We start from the raw sequence: 21,911 nt of genomic DNA, 5'->3' as shown, positions 1-21,911 counted from the left end.
GCACCGGCTGACGGCAGTCAGCCCGCGTTGGCCTCCCTCTCCGCAGGCGCGCTCCGCCAGCCACCTCGCCGGGTAGCCGCTCGGGAGAGAGCCCGTACCCCCGGGGGATCGGCGCCATCGCGGGCAACATTCCTGCCAGCCACAGAATCTGCCCATGAAAGGGGGTGGTGGCGCTTGGCAGCGCGCGCATTTCGGGGCAATCATTGACCATGCCCACGTCTTCTTCCGGTTCCGGCGAGGGGCGCCGCGAGGGTCGGCCGCCGCTGAGCGCGCAGGTGAAACGCGCCCGCAATGTCGCACCACCGGAATCCGGCGAGAACAGCCCAGCCGGCGGCACCAGCGCCTCCAGCACCGCTGCGAAAGCGGGGAGCGAGACCGCCGGCCCGCCGAAGCCGAAGCCGGCGGCCAGCCCGCTCCCCGAGGCGACAGACAAAGAGAAGGCCGTCCATGCGACGGCGCCGGACATCGCGCAGAGCACGCAGGCCCCGGCGCCCACGCTCGATGCACTGGTCCGCACGATCGCTGAGCGCAGCGCCACCTGGCCGCCCAACGCCGACAGCAAGCACAGGGAGGAGGCCGCCGCGCTGCTGAGCGAGCTGCTCCGGGCGCAGGGCGTCAGCGAGCCGTTCATCCAGCGGCTCAGCGCGCTCTTCCAGAACCCTGCCTCGCTGTCGCAATCGGCGTTCACCAACTGCGCGCTGCACAGCATGCTTTACGCCACGCTCAAGAGCGACCTGGCCACGGCATCGCACCTGGCCGTCGCGCTCTTCACTGGCAAGCCGCTCGGCCGCCTCGCCAAGGCCCCCGGAGCCTCCGCCTTCGGTGGCGGCCAGAAGGGCCAGCAGGGTCAGGACGGCATGGCGCTCAGCGACGGCCTGGAGCTCATCCGGAGCGGCATGGCGGGCAACGCTCCGCAAGCGCTCGGCCCGACGCCGACAAGGCCGCTCGTCAATGGCCTCAAGACCGCCAAGGCCAAACGCGCTGCCCTGAAGGACCAGACTGCCCGCAACGATGTCGATGACCACCTCGTCGACCACCTGCTCGCCCGCGGCCTCGTCGAGCTGCTCGGAGCCGATGCCGTCGCCGCGCTCGAGCAGCAGAGCGACGCAGCCAACGCGCCCGGCGTCTCCACCGCCCAGGGCGACCTGCTGCTCTCGGCCGAGTCGACCGCCGGCTTCATGAACAAGGCCCTGGGCGCGGACGCCAGGATCATGACCGCCGGCTCCCCGGGCGGCTACGACGTCGCGCGCATCAACGATGCACTCGCGAACACCAACCAGGGAGGGTTCGCGTTTGCCACCGTGATGAACGGCGCCGCGCTCTGGGACATCGCGACGAATCACACGCCCGGCTCCTCCACGCCTGAAGACCCCCAGAAGATCGCCCAGCTCAGCGGGCTCAACCCGTCCAGCGCACATATCGTCGCCATCGACGGCCCGATCACCTCCCACGGCGATTCCTTCATCGTGCCCATCCAGTCCTGGGGGAAGGCCTTCCCCGTCCGGGTGGACAAGAAGGACATGCCGCAGCTGTTCTCGGCGTTCACTTACGGCACCTCCGCCGGCGGCAAGGCGCCTGCGCAGGCGCCCAGCAGCCCCCGCGCTGGCGGCGCGCCCGACCCCGCCAAGCTGCTCGCGGGTGTCAAACACGATCGCGGCAGCGCCGCGGCCGCGCAGGGAGCGAGCGCGCAGCCACAGGGTCGCTACTACGTGGCCTACGTCGCCGGGGCCCAAACACCGAGGGTTGTCTCGCAGTGGCTGGACAACGGAGCCGTCCGGGTGAGCACCGGCGCGGGCGAGGAACAGGACCTCGAGGACGGCACCTTCCGCTTGTTCGAATACGACTCCCAGCAAGGCTCCCCGCTCCCCATGGCCTGGTCAGGCGACCAGAATCGGTGGGTCTACGCCGACCCGTCCACGATGGGGAGCTGGAGCCAGTGGGGCTACGGCGACCCTTCCGCCATGGCGATGGACGAGCCCACGGTACCCGCGCTGGAGAAGGGCTGGCTCGTGCAGGCCGACTTCATGAGCGGCGATCGGTACGGCATCGCCGCCGCGCTGACGCTCGACGATGAGCTCGGCGTCGTCGTCCTGGCTCCGACGGGGGCCCGCGACCGCGCCGAGGACATCGCGCGCTTCTACCGCGACGCCCTCGCCCGCAAGGCGAAGAACCCAAAGAACGGCACACCCCGGTGGTCGCCCGACGACCGCGTGATGGTCCACGAGGTCGACGACGTCAAGCAGGCCTATCAGAACCGCGACGAGGCCGTCGGCCAAGGCGTGCTGCAAGGGGCGCAGATCCACAGCGCCACCTACGGCACCGAGGAGGTGAGCCGGCAGCTCGGTTACTACGGCGGCAAAGGCGACGATGGCGTGCCCGCCTGGCTCGGACAGCAATGGCTCGACCCTACGCACGCGGGCACCGGCGACAACACGGCCGCCGATGACGAGAAGCTGAGCGACTGGCTCGCGACAAAGGGCATCACACCCGGCGAGAAGTACGCCTTCCTCTGGGTCAAGACCGGCGCCGCCGACGCCGAGAAGTCGCACCATTTCACGAGCCCAGAGGGCCTGCGACAGCTCATCGACGAGATGGACGACGTCACGCCGGTGCTCGTCGGCGACCCCATCGACGTCGCTCCAGGCAACAACGGCGTCGCCCTCGGCGAGTTCTGGAAGGACCCGAGCTTCCCCTTCAAGGACGAAGGCCGCTTCGGCCAGCTCCGGCTCTTCCGCTACCTCGCCAAGACCCACGGCGACAACGCCGTCAACGTCGGCATGCGCAGCGGTGCCCTGGAGGGGCCCGCCCTCATGGGCATGCAGACCGTCTACCTCGAGGAGCAGGGCAACTCCCAGGCGTCCCGCATGGAGAAGTGGCTCGGCAAGCTCCCCAACTACCATCGTGTCGTCCTCTCCACCCTGCCTGGTCCTGAGCAGCGCGCGTCCCTCGCCAAGGTCATCCGCGACCACGCCTGGCGGGTGGAGCGCGAGACCCCGCAGCCCAGGAATGGGAAGCTCGTTGTCGACGGGGGCGTACCGTACGAGAATCGTGACGACTACCTGCGCTATCTCGAGAAGGAGGCGCGGCTGCTCGAGACGGCCGAAGACGGCTTCGCACAGGAAGATCTCGGGCAAATCATCGAGCTGCTGAACAATCCGAGCACACAGCAGGCATCTTCAGCCCATAACCCGAGTTACGCCGATCGGTTCGTCGCGCAGAATCCGGCGGCGAAGCTGGCCGGCTTCTCGCCGCAAGCCTCCGGGTCGAGCTCCGGCAGCACCGGGACCGCGCAGGGAGCGAGCGCGCAGCCACAGGGTCTCTACTACGTGGCCTATGTCGCCGGGAATTCAACCCCGATGTACGTCTCCGAGTGGCTGGACAACGGAGCCGTCCGGGTCGGCGCGGATCAGATCCTCGCCAGCGGCACCTTCCGCTTGTTCTCGTACGACCCCCAGCAGGGCACCTCGCTCCCCATGGCCTGGTCGGGCGACCAGAATCAATGGGTTGTTACCGACCCTTCCGCGATGGCGATGGACGAGCCCATGGCGCCGGCCCTCGAGAATGGCTGGCTCGTGCAGGCCGACTTCATGAGCGGCGATCGGTACGGCATCGCCGCCGCGCTGACGCTCGACGATCAGCTCGGCGTCGTCGTCCTGGCTCCGAAGGGGTCGCGCGACCGCGCCGAGGACATCGCGCGCTTCTACCGCGACGCCGTCGTCCGCAAGGCGAGCCACGAGAACAACACACCCCGGTGGTCGTCCGACGAGCGCGTCAGGATCCACGAGGTCGACGACGTCAAGCAGACCTACCAGAACCGCGATCAGGCCATCGGCGAAGACCTGCTGCAAGGGGCGCAGATCCACAGCGCCACCTACGGCACCCAGGTCGTGAGCCAGAATCTCAAACAGTACGGCGGCAAAGGCGACCATGGCGTGCCCGCCTGGCTCGGGCAGCAATGGCTCGACAACACGGCCTCCGAGGACAAGAAGCTCAGCCACTGGCTCGCAGCAAAGGGCATCACGCCCGGCGAGAAGTACGCCTTCCTCTGGGTCAAGACGGGCGCCGCCGACGCCGAGAAATCGCACCATTTCACGAGCCCAGAGGGCCTGCGGCAGCTCATCGACGAGATGGACGACGTCACGCCGGTGCTCGTCGGCGACCCCATCGACGTCGCTCCAGGCAACAACGGCGTCGCCCTCGGCGAGTTCTGGAAGGACCCGAGCTTCCCCTTCAAGGACGAAGGCCGCTTCGGCCAGCTCCGGCTCTTCCGCCACCTCGCCAAGACCCACGGCGACAACGCCGTCAACCTCGGCATGCGCAGCGGTGCCCTGGAGGGCCCCGCCCTCATGGGCATGCAGACCGTCTACCTCGAGGAGCAGGGCAACTCTCAGGCGTCCCGCATGGAGAAGTGGCTCGGCGAGGACAAGCTCCCCAACTACCACCGTGTCGTCCTCTCCACCCTGCCTGGTCGTGACCAGCGCGCCTCCCTCGCCAAGGTCATCCGTGACCACGCCTGGCGGGTGGAGCGCGAGACCCCGCAGCCCAGGAATGGGAAGCTCGTTGTCGACGGGGGCGTACCGTACGAGAATCGTGACGACTACCTGCGCTATCTCGAGGCGGAGGCGCGGCGGATCGAGACGTCCAAAGACGGCTTTGCACCGGACGAGCTCCAGCAGATCATCGGGCTGCTGAACAATCCGAGCGCACAGCAGGCATCTTCCAACACGAACCCGGGTTACGCGGATCGGTTTGTCGCTCAGCAGAAGGCGGCGACGCAGCTGGCCGGCTTCTCCGGGTCGAGCTCCGGCAGCACCGGGGACGCGCAGGGAGCGAGCACGCAGCCACAGGGCCCCTACTTCGTGGCCTACGTCGCCGGGGATTCAACCCCGATGTACGTCTCCGAGTGGCTGGACAACGGAGCCGTCCGGGTCGGCGCGGATCAGATCCTCGCCAGCGGCACCTTCCGCTTGTTCTCGTACGACCCCCAGCAGGGCACCTCGCTCCCCATGGCCTGGTCGGGCGACCAGAATCAATGGGTCTATACCGACCCGTCCGCGATGGCGACGGACGAGCCCATGGCGCCGGCGCTGGAGAATGGCTGGCTCGTGCAGGCTGACTTCATGAGCGGCGATCGGTACGGCATCGCCGCCGCGCTGACGCTCGACGATCAGCTCGGCGTCGTCGTCCTGACCCCGACGGGGTCGCGCGGCCGCGCCGAGGACATCGCGCGCTTCTACCGCGACGCCCTCGCCCGCAGGGCGAAGAACCACGAGGAAAGCGCGCCCCCGTGGCCGCCCGACGAGCGCGTAAGGATCCACGAGGTCAGCAACGTCAAGCAGACCTACCAGGACCGCGATCAGGCCATCGGCGAAGACCTGCTGCAAGGGGCGCAGATCCACAGCGCCACCTACGGCACCCAGGTCGTGAGCCAGAATCTCAAAAAGTGGGGCGGCAAAGGCGACAGTGGCGTGCCCGCCTGGCTCGGGCAGCAATGGCTCGACAACACGGCCTCCGAGGACAAGAAGCTGAGCGACTGGCTCGCAACAAAGGGCATCACACCCGGCGAGAAGTACGCCTTCCTCTGGGTCAAGACGGGCGCCACCGACGCCGAGAAATCGCACCATTTCACGAGCCCGGAGGGCCTGCAGCAGCTCATCGACCAGATGGGCGACGTCACGCCGGTGCTCGTCGGCGACCCCATCGACGTCGCTCCAGGCAACAACGGCGTCGTCCTCGGTGAGTTCTGGAAGGACCCGAGCTTTCCCTTCAAGGACGAAGGACGCTTCGGCCAGCTCCGCCTCTTCCGCCACCTCGCCAAGACCCACGGCGACAACGCCGTCAACGTCGGCATGCGCAGCGGTGCCCTGGAGGGCCCCGCCCTCATGGGCATGCAGACCGTCTACCTCGAGGAGCGGGGCAACTCCCAGGCATCCCGCATGGAGAAGTGGCTCGGCGAGGACAAGCTCCCCAACTACCACCGTGTCGTCCTCTCCACCCCGCCCGGTCGTGACCAGCGCGCCTCCCTCGCCAAGGTCATCCGCGACCACGCCTGGCGGGTCGAGCGCGAGACCCCGCAGCCCAAGCACGGGAAGTACGTTATCGACGGGGCCGTGCCGTTCGAGCATCGTGACGACTACCTGCGCTACCTCGAGGCGGAGGCGCGGCGGCTCGAAAGGCCCGAAGACGGCTTCGCACCGGACGATCTCCAGCAGATCGTCAAGCTGCTGAACGATCCGAGCGCACGGCAGGCATCTTCAAACCATAACCCGGGTTACGCTGATCGGTTTATCGCGCAGCAGAAAGCCGCGCCGCGGCTGGGCGGCTATTCGCCGCTGGCGCACGGCGCGACAGGTGCCTCGCCGCAGCCGACCAGCGGGCCTGACACGGGGAAGGGATCGCCGCAGGAGAATCATGGCGCCTTGCAGGGCGCGTTTTCGGGGAAGCCGGAGGACAAGAACGCCGGGGACAGCCCCGCTCCGTCGAGCGCTCTCGACGTGGCCGCCCCGCCGCCGCAAGCGCCGAGCGGCCTCACCACCCTGGCGACGACGGCCTCAAATGCCGCCAAGGTCCAGCAAGGCGCGAAAGCCCAGGGCAGCCCGGTCGATGCGCTGGTCCGCACGATCGCTGAGCGCAGCAGCACCTGGCCGCCCAACGCCGACAGCAAGCACAGGGAGGAGGCCGCCGCGCTGCTGAGCGAGCTGCTCCGGGCGCAGGGCGTCAGCGAGCCGTTCATCGAGCGGCTCAGCGCGCTCTTCCAGAACCCTGCCTCGCTGTCGCAATCGGCGTTCACCAACTGCGCGCTGCACAGCATGCTTTACGCCACGCTCAAGAGCGACCTGGCCACGGCATCGCACCTGGCCGTCGCGCTCTTCACCGGCAAGCCGCTCGGCCGCCTCGCCAAGGCCCCCGGAGCCGCCGCCTTCCGTGGCGGCCAGAAGGGCCAGCAGGGCCAGGACGACGTGGCGCTCAGCGACGGCCTGGACCTCGTCCGGCGCAGCATGACGGGCAACGCTCCGCAAGCGCTCGGCCCGACGCCGACAAGGCCGCTCGTCAATGGCCTCAAGACCGCCAAGGCCAAGCGCGCCGCCCTGAAGGACCAGGCCACCCGCAACGATGTCGATGACCACCTCGTCGACCACGTCCTCGCCCGCGGCCTCGTCGAGCTGCTCGGAGCCGATGCCGTCGCCGCGCTCGAGCAGCAGAGCGACGCAGCCAAGGCCCCCGGTGTCTCCGCGGCCCAGGGCGACCTGCTGCTCTCGGCCGAGTCGACCGCCGGCTTCATGAACAAGGCCCTGGGCGCGGACGCCAGGATCATGACCGCCGGCTCCCCGGGCGGCTACGACGTCGCGCGCATCAACGATGCACTCGCGAAGACCGAGCAAGGAGGGTTTGCGTTTGCCACCGTGATGAACGGCGCCGCGCTCTGGGACATCGCGACGAATCACACGCCCGGCTCCCCCACGCCTGAAGACCCCCAGAAGATCGCCCAGCTCAGCAGGCTCAACCCGTCCAGCGCACATATCGTCGCCATCGACGGCCCGATCACCTCCCACGGCGATTCCTTCATCGTGCCCATCCAGTCCTGGGGGAAGGCCTTCCCCGTCCGGGTGGACAAGAAGGACATGCCGCAGCTGTTCTCGGCGTTCACTTACGGCACCTCCGCCGGCGGCAAGGCGCCTGCGCAGGCGCCCAGCAAGCCCAGCTCCGGCGACACGCTCGGCCCCGCCAACGTGCTCGCGGGTGTCAAACACGATCGCGGCAGCGCCGCGGCCGCGCAGGGAGCGAGCGCGCAGCCACAGGGTCGCTACTACGTGGCCTACGTCGCCGGGGCCCAAACACCGAGGGTTGTCTCGCAGTGGCTGGACAACGGAGCCGTCCGGGTGAGCACCGGCGCGGGCGAGGAACAGGACCTCGAGGACGGCACCTTCCGCTTGTTCGAGTACGACTCCCAGCAAGGCTCCCCGCTCCCCATGGCCTGGTCTCGCGACCAGAATCAGTGGATCTATACCGACCCGTCCGCGATGGGGAGCTGGGGCCAGTCGAGCCACGACACCGACACTTCCGCGATGGCGATGGACGAGTCCACGGCACCGGCGCCGGAACATGGCTGGATCGTGCAGGCTGACTTCATGAGCGGCGATCGGTACGGCATCGCCGCCGCGCTGACGCTCGACGATAAGCTCGGGGTCGTCGTCCTGGCTCCGAAGGGGTCGCGCGACCGCGCCGAGGACATCGCGCGCTTCTACCGCGACGCCCTCGACCCCCTCCCCCGCAGGGCGAAGAACCAGGAAGGCGGCGCGCCCCCGTGGTCATCCGACGACCGCGTGAGGATCCACGAGGTCGACGACGTCAAGCAGACCTACCAGAAGCGCGACCAGGCACTCGATGAAGATGTGCGACAAGGGGCACAGATCCACAGCGCCACCTACGGCACCCAGGTCGTGAGCCAGTATCTCGAAGCGTACACCGGAAAAGGCGACGATGGCGTGCCCGCCTGGCTCGGGCGGCAATGGCTCGACGACCCGCACGCGGACGCCGGTGACAACACGGCCTCCGAGGACGAGAAACTGAGCAACTGGCTCGCAGCAAAGGGCATCACGCCCGGCAAGAAGTACGCCTTCCTGTGGGTCAAGACGGGCGCGGCCGACGCCGAGAAGTCGCACCATTTCACGAGCCCAGAGGGCCTGCAGCAGCTCATCGACCAGATGGGCGACGTCACGCCGGTGCTCGTCGGCGACCCGATCGACGTCGATCCGGACGAGCACAGCGTCGCCCTCGGCGAGTTCTGGAAGGACCCGAGCTTCCCCTTCAAGGACGAAGGCCGCTTCGGCCAGCTCCGTCTCTTCCGCCACCTCGCCAAGACCCACGGCGACAACGCAGTCAACCTCGGCATGCGCAGCGGTGCCCTGGAGGGCCCCGCCCTCATGGGCATGCAGACCGTCTACCTCGAGGAGCAGGGCAACTCTCAGGCGTCCCGCATGGAGAAGTGGCTCGGCGAGGACAAGCTCCCCAACTACCACCGTGTCGTCCTCTCCACCCTGCCCGGTCCTGAGCAGCGCGCGTCCCTCGCCAAGGTCATCCGCGACCACGCCGAGCGGGTGGAGCACGAGGACCCGCGGTTCAACGAGTACGGGGATCTCGTGGTCGACGGGGTCGTGCCGGCCACGCAGCGTGACGACTATCTGCGCCATCTCGAGAAGGAGGCGCGGCGGCTCGAGACGGCCGGAGACGGCTTCGCACAGGAAGATCTCAAGCAAATCATCGAGCTGCTGAACAATCCGAGCGCACAGCAGGCATCCTCCAACAGTAACCCGAGTTACGCTGATCAGTTCATCGCGCAGAATCCGGCGGCGAAGCTGGCCGGCTTTTCGCCGCAAGCCTCCGGGTCGAGCTCCGACAGCACCGGGACCGCGCAGGGAGCGAGCGCGCAGCCACAGGGCCCCTACGCCTTCGTCCACGGGACTCCAACCCCGATGGTTGTCTCGGAGTGGATGGCGAACGGAGCCGTCCGGGTATCGACCGGCGAGGGCGCGGAGCAGGTCCTCGACCACGGCACCTTCCGCTTGTTCTCCTACGACGCCCAGCAGGGCGCCTGGGTCGATCCCGGCATGGCCTGGTCGGGCGACCAGAATCAATGGGTCTATACCGACCCGTCCGCGATGGCGACGGACGAGCCCATGGCACCGGCCCTCGAGAATGGCTGGCTTGTGCAGGCTGATTTCATGAGCGGCGATCGGTACGGCATCGCCGCCGCGCTGACGCTCGACGATGAGCTCGGCGTCGTCGTCCTGTCCCCGAAGGCGTCACGCGACCGCGCCGAGGACATCGCGCGCTTCTACCGCGACGCCCTCGCCCGCAAGGCGAGCCACGAGAGCGGCACGCCCCCGTGGTCGCCCGACGAGCGCGTCAGGATCCACGAGGTCGACGACGTCAAGCAGACCTACCAGAACCGCGACGAGGCCGTCGGCGAAGACCTGCTGCAAGGGGCGCAGATCCACAGCGCCACCTACGGCACCCAGGTCGTGAGCCAGAATCTCAAAAAGTGGGGCGGCAAAGGCGACAGTGGCGTGCCCGCCTGGCTCGGGCAGCAATGGCTCGACAACACGGCCTCCGAGGACGAGAAGCTGAGCGACTGGCTCGCGACAAAGGGCATCACACCCGGCGAGAAGTACGCCTTCCTCTGGGTCAAGACGGGCGCCACCGACGCCGAGAAGTCGCACCATTTCACGAGCCCGGAGGGCCTGCAGCAGCTCATCGCCCAGATGGGCAACGTCAAGCCCGTGCTCGTCGGCGACCCCATCGACGTCGCTCCAGGCAACAACGGCGTCGTCCTCGGTGAGTTCTGGAAGGACCCGAGCTTCCCCTTCAAGGACGAAGGACGCTTTGGCCAGCTCCGTCTTTTCCGCTACCTCGCCAAGACCCACGGCGACAACGCCGTCAACCTCGGCATGCGCAGCGGTGCCCTGGAGGGCCCCGCCCTCATGGGCATGCAGACCGTCTACCTCGAGGAGCAGGGCAACTCTCAGGCGTCCCGCATGGAGAAGTGGCTCGGCAAGGACAAGCTCCCCAACTACCACCGTGTCGTCCTCTCCACCCTGCCCGGTCGTGACCAGCGCGCCTCCCTCGCCAAGGTCATCCGCGACCACGCCTGGCGCGTGGAGCGCGAGACCCCGCAGCCCAAGAACGGAAGGCTCGTCATCGACGGGGCCGTGCCGGTCGAGAATCGTAAGGCCTACCTGGACTACCTCGAGGCAGAGGCGCGGCGGCTCGAGAGGCCCGACGACGGCTTCGCACCGGCCGAGCTCCAGCAGATCATCAAGCTGCTGAACAATCCGAGCGCACAGCAGGCATCTTCAAACCATAACTCGGGTTACAGCGAGCGATTTGTCGCGCAGCAGGATCCGGCGACGCAGCTGGCCGGCTTCTCCGGGTCGAGCTCCGGCAGCACCGGGGCCGCGCAGGGAGCGAGCGCGCAGACCCAGACCCCCTACTACGTGGCCTACGTCGCCGGGAATTCAACCCCGATGTACGTCTCCGAGTGGCTGGACAACGGAGCCGTCCGGGTCGGCGCGGATCAGGTCCTCGACCACGGCACCTTCCGCGTGTTCTCGTACGACCCCCAGCAGGGCACCTCGCTCCCCATGGCCTGGTCGGGCGACCAGAATCAATGGGTCTATACCGACCCTTCCGCGATGGAGACGGACGAGCCCATGGCGCCGGCGCTGGAGCATGGCTGGCTCGTGCAGGCCGACTTCATGAGCGGCGATCGGTACGGCATCGCCGCCGCGCTGACGCTCGACGACGAGCTCGGCGTCGTCGTCCTGGCTCCGACGGGGTCGCGCGACCGCGCCGAGGACATCGCGCGCTTCTACCGCGACGCCCTCGCCCGCAAGGCGAAGAACCAGGAAGGCGGCGCGCCCCCGTGGCCGCCCGACGACCGCGTAAGGATCCACGAGGTCGACGACGTCAAGCAGACCTACCAGGACCGCGACCAGGCCATCGGCCAAGACGTGCTGCAGGGGGCGCAGGTCCACAGCGCCACCTACGGCACCCAGGTGGTGAGCCAGTATCTCAAACAGTACGGCGGCAAAGGCGACAGTGGCGTGCCCGCCTGGCTCGGGCAGCAATGGCTCGACAACACGGCCTCCGAGGACAAGAAGTTGAGGGACTGGCTCGCGACAAAGGGCATCACGCCCGGCGAGAAGTACGCCTTCCTCTGGGTCAAGACGGGCGCCGCCGACGCCGAGAAATCGCACCATTTCACGAGCCCGGAGGGCCTGCAGCAGCTCATCGACCAGATGGGCGACGTCACGCCGGTGCTCGTCGGCGACCCCATCGACGTCGCTCCAGGCAACAACGGCGTCGCCCTTGGCGAGTTCTGGAAGGACCCGAGCTTCCCCTTCAAGGACGAAGGCCGCTTCGGCCAGCTCCGCCTTTTCCGCCACCTCGCCAAGACCCACGGCGACAACGCCGTCAACGTCGGCATGCGCAGCGGTGCCCTGGAGGGCCCCGCCCTCATGGGCATGCAGACCGTCTACCTCGAGGAGCAGGGCAACTCCCAGGCGGCCCGCATGCAGAAGTGGCTCGGCAGGGACAAGCTCCCCAACTACCACCGAGTCGTCCTCTCGACCCTGCCCGGTCCTGACCAGCGCGCCTCCCTCGCCAAGGTCATCGACGACCACGCCCGGCGGGTGGAGCGCGACACCCCTCAGCCCAAGAACGGAAGGCTCGTCATCGACGGAGCCGTGCCGGTGGAGAATCGTAAGGACTACCTGGACTACCTCGAGGCGGAGAAACAGCGGCTCCAGAGGCCTGGAAACGGCTTCGCACCGGCCGAGCTCCAGCAGATCGTCAAGCTGCTGAACGATCCGAGCGCACAGCAGGCATCTTCCAACACGAACCCGGGTTACGCGGATCGGTTTATCGCGCAGCAGAGGGCGGCGGCGCAGCTGGGCGCCTATTCGCCGCTAGCGCACAGCGCGACAGGCGCCTCGCCGCAGCCGACCGGCGCCTCCCCGGCGCCGCCCGGCAGGCCTGACAAGGGGAAGGTGCCGCCGCAGCAGAATCATGGCGCCTTGCAGGGCGCGCCTTCGGGGAAGCCGGAGGACAAGAACGCCGGGGACAGCCCCGCTCCGTCGAGCGGTCCCGACATGGCCGCCCCGCCGCCGAAGGCGCAGAGCGACGTCCAGCAAGGCGCGCAAGCCCAGGGCAGCCCGGTCGATGCGCTGGTCCGCACGATCGCTGAGCGCAGCGCCACCTGGCCCCCCAACGCCGACAGCAAGCACAGGGAGGAGGCCGCCGCGCTGCTGAGCGAGCTGCTCCGGGCGCAGGGCATCGACGAGCCGTTCATCGAGCGGCTCAGCGCGCTCTTCCAGAACCCTGCCTCGCTGTCGCAATCGGCGTTCACCAACTGCGCGCTCCACAGCATGCTTTACGCCACGCTCAAGAGCGACCTGGCCACGGCATCGCACCTGGCCGTCGCGCTCTTCACCGGCAAGCCGCTCGGCCGCCTCGCCAAGGCCCCCGGAGCCGCCGCCTTCCGTGGCGGCCAGCAGGGCCAGCAGGGTCAGGACGGCGTGGCGCTCAGCGACGGCCTGGAGCTCATCCGGAGCGGCATGACGGGCAACGCTCCGCAAGCGCTCGGCCCGACGCCGACAAGGCCGCTCGTCAATGGCCTCAAGACCGCCAAGGCCAAGCGCGCCGCCCTGAAGGACCAGGCCACCCGCAACGATGTCGATGACCACCTCGTCGACCACGTCCTCGCCCGCGGCCTCGTCGAGCTGCTCGGAGCCGATGCCGTCGCCGCGCTCGAGCAGCAGAGCGACGCGGCCAAGGCCCCCGGTGTCTCCACCGCCCAGGGCGACCTGCTGCTCTCGGCCGAGTCGACCGCCGGCTTCATGAACAAGGCCCTGGGCGCGGACGCCAGGATCATGACCGCCGGCTCCCCGGGCGGCTACGACGTCGCGCGCATCAACGATGCACTCGCGAAGACCGAGCAAGGAGGGTTTGCGTTCGCCACCGTGATGAACGGCGCCGCGCTCTGGGACATCGCGACGAATCACGCGCCCGGCTCCCCGACGCCTGATGATCCCCAGAAGATCGCCCAGCTCAGCGGGCTCGACCCGTCCAGCGCACACGTGGTCGCCATCGACGGCCCGATCACCTCCCACGGCGATTCCTTCATCGTGCCCATCCAGTCCTGGGGGAAGGCCTTCCCCGTCCGGGTGGACAAGAAGGACATGCCGCAGCTGTTCGGGGCGTTCACTTACGGCACCTCCGCCGGCGGCCAGTCGCAAGCTCAGGCGCCCAGCAACCCCAGCTCCGGCGACACGCTCGACCCCGCCAACGTGCTCGCGGGTGTCAAACGCGATCGCAGCGGCAGCGACGACGACGGCCCCCCGTCGCAACGCTTCCATCAAGCGGACGACCAGGCGAACCCCGGGACGAGCTCCGGCAGTACCGGCACCGCACAGCCACAGGGCCCCTACGACGCCGCGATGGCGATGGACGAGCCCACGGTACCGGCGCTGAACAATGGCTGGCTCGTGCAGGCCGACTTCATGAGCGGCGACCGGTACGGCATCGCCGCCGCGCTGACGCTCGACGATGAGCTCGGCGTCGTCGTCCTGGCTCCGACGGGGGCCCGCGACCGCGCCGAGGACATCGCGCGCTTCTACCGCGACGCACTTGCCCGCAAGGCGAGCGACCAGAACGGCGCGCCCCCGTGGTCGCCCGGCGACCGCGTGATGATCCACGAGGTCGACGACGTCAAGCAGACCTACAAGGACCGCGACCAGGCCATCGGCGAAGACCTGCTGCAAGGGGCGCAGATCCACAGCGCCACCTACGGCACCCAGATGGTGAGCCAGTATCTCGAAGCGTTCAACGGCCAAGGCGACGATGAAGTCCCGGCGTGGCTCGGGCAGCAATGGCTCGACAACCCGCACGCGGGCACCAGCGACGACACGGCCTCCGAGGACGAGAAACTGAGCAACTGGCTCGCGACAAAGGGCATCACGCCCGGCGAGAAGTACGCCTTCCTCTGGGTCAAGACGGGCGCCACCGACGCCGAGAAGTCGCACCATTTCACGAGCCCGGAGGGCCTGCAGCAGCTCATCGACCAGATGGGCGACGTCAAGCCCGTGCTCGTCGGCGACCCCATCGACGTCGCTCCAGGCAACAACGGCGTCGTCCTCGGTGAGTTCTGGAAGGACCGGAGCTTTCCCTTCAGGGACGAAGGGCGCTTCGGCCAGCTCCGCCTCTTCCGCCACCTCGCCAAGACCCACGGCGACAACGCCGTCAACGTCGGTATGCGCAGCGGTGCCCTGGAGGGCCCCGCCCTCATGGGCATGCAGACCGTCTACCTCGAGGAGCAGGGCAACTCTCAGGCGTCCCGCATGGAGAAGTGGCTCGGCGAGGACAAGCTCCCCAACTACCACCGTGTCGTCCTCTCCACCCTGCCTGGTCCTGAGCAGCGCGCGTCCCTCGCCAAGGTCATCCGCGACCACGCCTGGCGGGTCGAGCGCGAGCCCGAGCGATTCAACGAGTACGGGGACCTCGTGGTCGACGGGGTCGTGCCGGCCACGCAGCGTGACGACTACCTGCGCCATCTCGAGAAGGAGGCGCGGCGGCTCGAGACGGCCGAAGACGGCTTCGCATCGGGCGATCTCACGCGAATCATCGAGCTGCTGAACAATCCGAGCGCACAGCAGGCATCTTCAAACCATAACCCGAGTTACGCCGAGCTGTTCATCGCGCAGCAGAATCCAGCGGCGCAGCTGGCCGGCTTCTCCGGGTCGAGCTCCGGCAGCACCGGGGCCGCGCAGGGAGCGAGCACGCAGCCACAGGGCCCCTACGCCTTCGTCCACGGGACTCCAACCCCGATGGTCATCTCGGAGTGGATGGCGAACGGAGCCGTCCGGGTGAACACCAGCGAGGGCGCGGAGCAGGTCCTCGACCACGGCACCTTCCGCTTGTTCTCGTTCGACGCCCAGCAGGGCGCCTGGGTCGATCCCGGCATGGCCTGGTCGGACGAGCAGAATCAATGGGTCTATACCGACCCGTCCGCGATGGCGACGGACGAGCCCATGGCGCCGGCCCTCGAGAATGGCTGGCTCGTGCAGGCCGACTTCATGAGCGGCGATCGGTACGGCATCGCCGCCGCGCTGACGCTCGACGATCAGCTCGGCGTCGTCGTCCTGGCTCCGAAGGGGTCGCGCGACCGCGCCGAGGACATCGCGCGCTTCTACCGTGACGCCCTCGCCCGCAAGGCGAAGAACCCCGAGAGCGGCACGCCCCCATGGTCGCCCGGCGACCGCGTGAGGATCCTTGAGGTCGACGACGTCAAGCAGACCTACCAGGACCGCGACCAGGCCGTCGGCGGAGACGTGCTGCAAGGGGCGAAGATCCACAGCGCCACCTACGGCACCGAGGAGGTGAGCCGGCAGCTCGGTTACTACGGCGGCAAAGGCGACAACGGCGTGCCCGCCTGGCTCGGGCAGCAATGGCTCGACAACACGGCCTCCGAGGACAAGAAGCTGAGCGACTGGCTCGCGACAAAGGGCATCACGCCCGGCGAGAAGTACGCCTTCCTCTGGGCCAAGACAGGCGCGGCCGACGCAGAGAAATCGCACCATTTCACGAGCCCGGAGGGCCTGCGGCAGCTCATCGACGAGATGGACGGCGTCACCCCGGTGCTGGTCGGCGACCCCATCGACGTCGATCCGGGCAACAACGGCGTCGTCCTCGGCGAGTTCTGGAAGGACCCGAGCTTCCCCTTCAAGGACGAAGGCCGCTTCGGCCAGCTCCGTCTCTTCCGCCACCTCGCCAAGACCCACGGCGACAACGCCGTCAACGTCGGCATGCGCAGCGGTGCCCTGGAGGGCCCCGCCCTCATGGGCATGCAGACCGTCTACCTCGAGGAGCAGGGCAACTCTCAGGCGTCCCGCATGGAGAAGTGGCTCGGAGAGGACAAACTCCCCAACTATCATCGCGTCGTCCTCTCGACCCTGCCCGGTCGTGAGCAGCGCGCCTCCCTCGCCAAGGTCATCCGCGACCACGCCCGGCGGGTGGAGCGCGAGACCCCGCAGTTGAAGAACGGGAAGCTCGTTGTCGATGGGGTTGTGCCGTACGAGCATCGTGACGGCTACCTGAGCCACCTCAAGGCGGAGGCGACGCGGCTCGAGACGTCCAGAGGCGGCTTCGCACCGGACGATCTCCAGCAGATCATCGAGCTGCTGAACGATCCGAGCCCAGAGCAGGCAGACCATAACCCAGGTTACGGCGAGCGGTTTCTCGCGCAGCAGGATCCGGCGACGCAGCTGGCCGGCTTCTCCGGGTCGAGCTCCGGCAGCACCGGGGACGCGCAGGGAGCGAGCACGCAGCCACAGGGCCCCTACTTCGTGGCCTACGTCACCGGGGATTCAACCCCGATGTACGTTTCCGAGTGGCTGGACAACGGAGCCGTCCGGGTGGGCGCGGATCAGATCCTCGCCAGCGGGACCTTCCGCGTGTTCTCGTACGACCCCCAGCAGGGCACCTCGCTCCCCATGGCCTGGTCGGGCGACCAGAATCAATGGGTCTATACCGACCCTTCCGCGATGGCGATGGACGGGCCCAGGGTACCGGCGCTGGAGCATGGCTGGCTCGTGCAGGCCGACTTCATGAGCGGCGATCGGTACGGCATCGCCGCCGCGCTGACGCTCGACGACGAGCTCGGCGTCGTCGTCCTGGCTCCGACGGGGTCGCGCGACCACGCCGAGGACATCGCGCGCTTCTACCACGAGGTCATCGTCCGCAAGGCGAAGAACCCCGAGAACGGCACACCCCGGTGGTCGCCCGGCGACCGCGTGAGGATCCACGAGGTCGACGACGTCAAGCAGGCCTATCAGGACCGCGACGAGGCCGTCGGCGAAGACCTGCTGCAAGGGGCGCAGATCCACAGCGCCACCTACGGCACCCAGGTCGTGAGCCAGAATCTCAAACAGTACGGCGGCAAAGGCGACCATGGCGTGCCCGCCTGGCTCGCGCAGCAATGGCTGGACAACCCGCACGCGGGCACCGGCGACAACACGGCCTCCGAGGACAAGAAGCTGAGTGACTGGCTCGCGACAAAGGGCATCACGCCCGGCAAGAAGTACGCCTTCCTCTGGGCCAAGACAGGCGCGGACGACGCCGAGAAGTCGCACCATTTCACGAGCCCGGAGGGCCTGCAGCAGCTCATCGACAAGAGGGGCGACGTCACGCCGGTGCTCGTCGGCGACCCGATCGGCGTCGATCCGGGCGAGCACGGCGTCGTCCTCGGCGAGTTCTGGAAGGACCCGAGCTTCCCCTTCAAGGACGAAGGGCGCTTTGGCCAGCTCCGTCTTTTCCGCTACCTCGCCAAGACCCACCGCGACAACGCCGTCAACGTCGGTATGCGCAGCGGTGCCCTGGAGGGCCCCGCTCTCATGGGCATGCAGACCGTCTACCTCGAGGAGCAGGGCAACTCCCAGGCGGCCCGCATGCAGAAGTGGCTCGGCGAGGACAAGCTCCCCAACTACCACCGTGTCGTCCTCTCGACCCTGCCCGGTCCTGACCAGCGCAAGTCCCTTGCCAAGGTCATCCGCGACCACGCCGAGCGGGTGAAGCGCGAGACCCCACAATTCAAGAACGGGCAGCTCGTGGTCGACGGGGCCGTGCCGTTCGAGCATCGTGACGGCTACGTGAGCCACCTCGAGGAGGAGGCGACGCGGCTCGAGACGGCCAAAGACGGCTTCGCACCGGCCGAGCTCCAGCAGATCATCAAGCTGCTGAACAATCCGAGCGCACAGCAGACATCTTCCAGCACGAACCCGGGCTACGCGGATCGGTTTAACGCGCAGCAGAAGGCGGCCCAGCTGGGCGCCTATTCGCCGCTAGCGCACGGCGCGACAGGTGCCTCGCCGCGGCCGATCGGCGCCTCTCCGGCGCCGCCCGGCGCGCCTGACGAGGGGAAGGGGCCGCCGCCGAAGAAGGGTGGCGCCTTGCAGGGCGCGCCTTCGGTGAAGCCGGAGGACAAGAACGCCGGGGACAGCCCCGCTCCGTCGAGCGCTCCCGATGTGGCCGCCCCGCCGCCGCAGGCGCCGAGCGATCTCGCCACCACCCCCACGACGGCCGCAGGTGCTGCCGAGGGCCAGCAAGGCGCGCAAGCCCAGGGCAGCCCGGTCGATGCGCTGGTCCGCACGATCGCTGAGCGCAGCGCCACCTGGCCGCCCAACGCCGACAGCAAGCACAGGGAGGAGGCCGCCGCGCTGCTGAGCGAGCTGCTCCGGGCGCAGGGCGTCAGCGAGCCGTTCATCGAGCGGCTCAGCGCGCTCTTCCAGAACCCTGCCTCGCTGTCGCAATCGGCGTTCACCAACTGCGCGCTCCACAGCATGCTTTACGCCACGCTCAAGAGCGACCTGGCCACGGCATCGCACCTGGCCGTCGCGCTCTTCACCGGCAAGCCGCTCGGCCGCCTCGCCAAGGCCCCCGGAGCCGCCGCCTTCCGTGGCGGCCAGCAGGGCCAGCAGGGCCAGCAGGGTCAGGACGGCGTGGCGCTCAGCGACGGCCTGGAGCTCATCCGGAGCGGCATGACGGGCAACGCTCCGCAAGCGCTCGGCCCGACGCCGACAAGGCCGCTCGTCAATGGCCTCAAGACCGCCAAGGCCAAGCGCGCCGCCCTGAAGGACCAGGCCACCCGCAACGATGTCGATGACCACCTCGTCGACCACGTCCTCGCCCGCGGCCTCGTCGAGCTGCTCGGAGCCGATGCCGTCGCCGCGCTCGAGCAGCAGAGCGACGCGGCCAAGGCCCCCGGTGTCTCCACCGCCCAGGGCGACCTGCTGCTCTCGGCCGAGTCGACCGCCGGCTTCATGAACAAGGCCCTGGGCGCGGACGCCAGGATCATGACCGCCGGCTCCCCGGGCGGCTACGACGTCGCGCGCATCAACGATGCACTCGCGAAGACCGAGCAAGGAGGGTTTGCGTTTGCCACCGTGATGAACGGCGCCGCGCTCTGGGACATCGCGAAGAACCACGCGCCCGGCTCCCCGACGCCTGATGATCCCCAGAAGATCGCCCAGCTCAGCGGGCTCGACCCGTCCAGCGCACACGTGGTCGCCATCGACGGCCCGATCACCTCCCACGGCGATTCCTTCATCGTGCCCATCCAGTCCTGGGGGAAGGCCTTCCCCGTCCGGGTGGACAAGAAGGACATGCCGCAGCTGTTCGGGGCGTTCACCTACGGCACATCCGCCGGCGGCCAGTCGCAAGCTCAGGCGCCCAGCAGCCCCCGCTCCGGCGACACGCTCGGCCCCGCCAACGTGCTCGCGGGTGCCAAACGCGATCGCAGCGGCAGCGACGACGATGGCCCCCCGTCGCAACGCTTCCATGGAGCGGACGACCAGGCGAACCCCGGGACGAGCTCCGGCAGTACCGGCACCGCACAGCCACAGGGCCCCTACGACGCCGCGATGGCGATGGACGAGCCCATGGTACCGGCGCTGGAGCATGGCTGGCTCGTGCAGGCCGACTTCATGAGCGGCGATCGGTACGGCATCGCCGCCGCGCTGACGCTCGACGATGAGCTCGGCGTCGTCGTCCTGGCTCCGACGGGGGCCCGCGACCACGCCGAGGACATCGCGCGCTTCTACCGCGACGCCCTTGCCCGCAAGGCGAGCGACCAGAACGGCGCGCCCCCGTGGTTGCCCGACGACCGCGTGATGATCCACGAGGTCGACGACGTCAAGCAGACCTACAAGGACCGCGACCAGGCCATCGGCGAAGACCTGCTGCAAGGGGCGCAGATCCACAGCGCCACCTACGGCACCCAGGTCGTGAGCCAGAATCTCACAGATTACGGCGGCGACGGCGACAATGGCGTGCCCGCCTGGCTCGCGCAGCAATGGCTGGACAACCCACACTCGGACACCGGCGACAACACGGCCTCCGAGGACAAGAAGCTGAGCGACTGGCTCGCGACAAAGGGCATCACGCCCGGAGAGAAGTACGCCTTCCTCTGGGCCAAGACAGGCGCCGCCGACGCCGAGAAGTCGCACCATTTCACGAGCCCGAAAGGCCTGCAGCAGCTCATCGACCAGATGGGCGACGTCAAGCCCGTGCTCGTCGGCGACCCGATCGACGTCGATCCGGGCGAGCACGGCGTCGTCCTCGGCGAGTTCTGGAAGGACCCGAGCTTCCCCTTCAAGGACGAAGGGCGCTTTGGCCAGCTCCGTCTTTTCCGCTACCTCGCCAAGACCCACCGCGACAACGCCGTCAACGTCGGTATGCGCAGCGGTGCCCTGGAGGGCCCCGCTCTCATGGGCATGCAGACCGTCTACCTCGAGGAGCAGGGCAACTCCCAGGCGGCCCGCATGCAGAAGTGGCTCGGCCCGAACAAGCTCCCCAACTACCACCGCGTCGTCCTCTCGACCCTGCCCGGTCGTGAGCAGCGCGCCTCCCTCGCCAAGGTCATCCGCGACCACGCCGAGCGGGTGGAGCAACAGACCCCGCAGTTGAAGAACGGGCAGCTCGTGGTCGATGGGGCCGTGCCGTACGAGAATCGCGACGGCTACCTGAGCCACCTCAAGGAGGCGGCGACGCGGCTCGAGACGGCCAAAGACGGCTTCGCACCGGACGAGCTCCAGCAGATCATCAAGCTGCTGAACAATCCGAGCGCACAGCAGGCATCCTCCAACAGTAACCCGGGTTACGCTGATCAGTTCATCGCGCAGCAGAATCCAGCGGCGCAGCTGGCCGGCTTTTCGCCGCTAGCGCACGACGCGACAGGTGCGTCGCCGCGGCCGACCGGCGCCTCGCCGCTGCCGACCGGCGCCTCGCCGCTGCCGACCGGCGCCTTGCCGCAGCCGACAGGCGCCTCGCCGCTGCCGACCGGCGCCTCGCCGCAACCGACCGGCGCCTCGCCGCTGCCGACCGGCGCCTCGCCGCAACCGTCCGGCGCCTCGCCGCAACCGACCGGCGCCTCGCCGGCGCCGTCCGGCGGGCCTGAGGCCCCGACGTCTCCGATCGAAGCGCTGGTGCAGACGCTGGTGGAGAAGAGCGGCACATGGTCCTCTCCACCCACACAGGAGGAAAAGCGAGAAGCCATGGCGCTCGCCACCGAGCTCCTGCGGGAGCTCGGCACGGACGCCAAGCTCGTTGTCACGAAGGGCAAGCCGGGCTCGGACTCGCAGGATGGCGGGCACTCCACCTGCAGCTGCGTCCGCTGACTCCTCGCGATCCGGACGCGCCCTGTCCATCCCGCCGGAGATCCCATCTCCTCGCGCACGGCGCGCCTCACGTCGTGGCTGACACGACCCTCGCCCTCCGGCTGGACGAGCTCGGACGGAGCTGTCCCCGGGCGGCCGAGCCCGGCGACGGCGGGTGAGCCATCGCTCGCGATCCTCATCGGA

Annotated in this window: 1 protein-coding gene; it reads left to right on the top strand. The window is 68.7% G+C overall.

Annotation, left to right across the window (positions count from 1 at the left end):
- Positions 1–209 precede the first annotated feature (209 nt).
- The gene (locus ACSRUE_RS12740; RefSeq protein ID WP_441291213.1) at positions 210–21,728 is read left to right on the top strand and encodes a hypothetical protein; all 21,519 of its coding nucleotides are present in this window, start codon (positions 210–212) and stop codon (positions 21,726–21,728) included.
- Positions 21,729–21,911 lie beyond the last annotated feature (183 nt).

It is taken from the genome of Sorangium sp. KYC3313, from assembly GCF_052075895.1.
Taxonomy (GTDB): Bacteria; Myxococcota_A; Polyangia; order Polyangiales; family Polyangiaceae; genus Sorangium; species Sorangium cellulosum_B.
This window is presented reverse-complemented; position numbering and strand designations above follow the sequence as displayed.

What these genes read in the sequence shown, in the direction of transcription:
- ACSRUE_RS12740 (WP_441291213.1), top strand. Translation starts at nt 210, where the DNA reads ATGCCCACGTCTTCTTCCGGTTCCGGCGAGGGGCGCCGCGAGGGTCGG.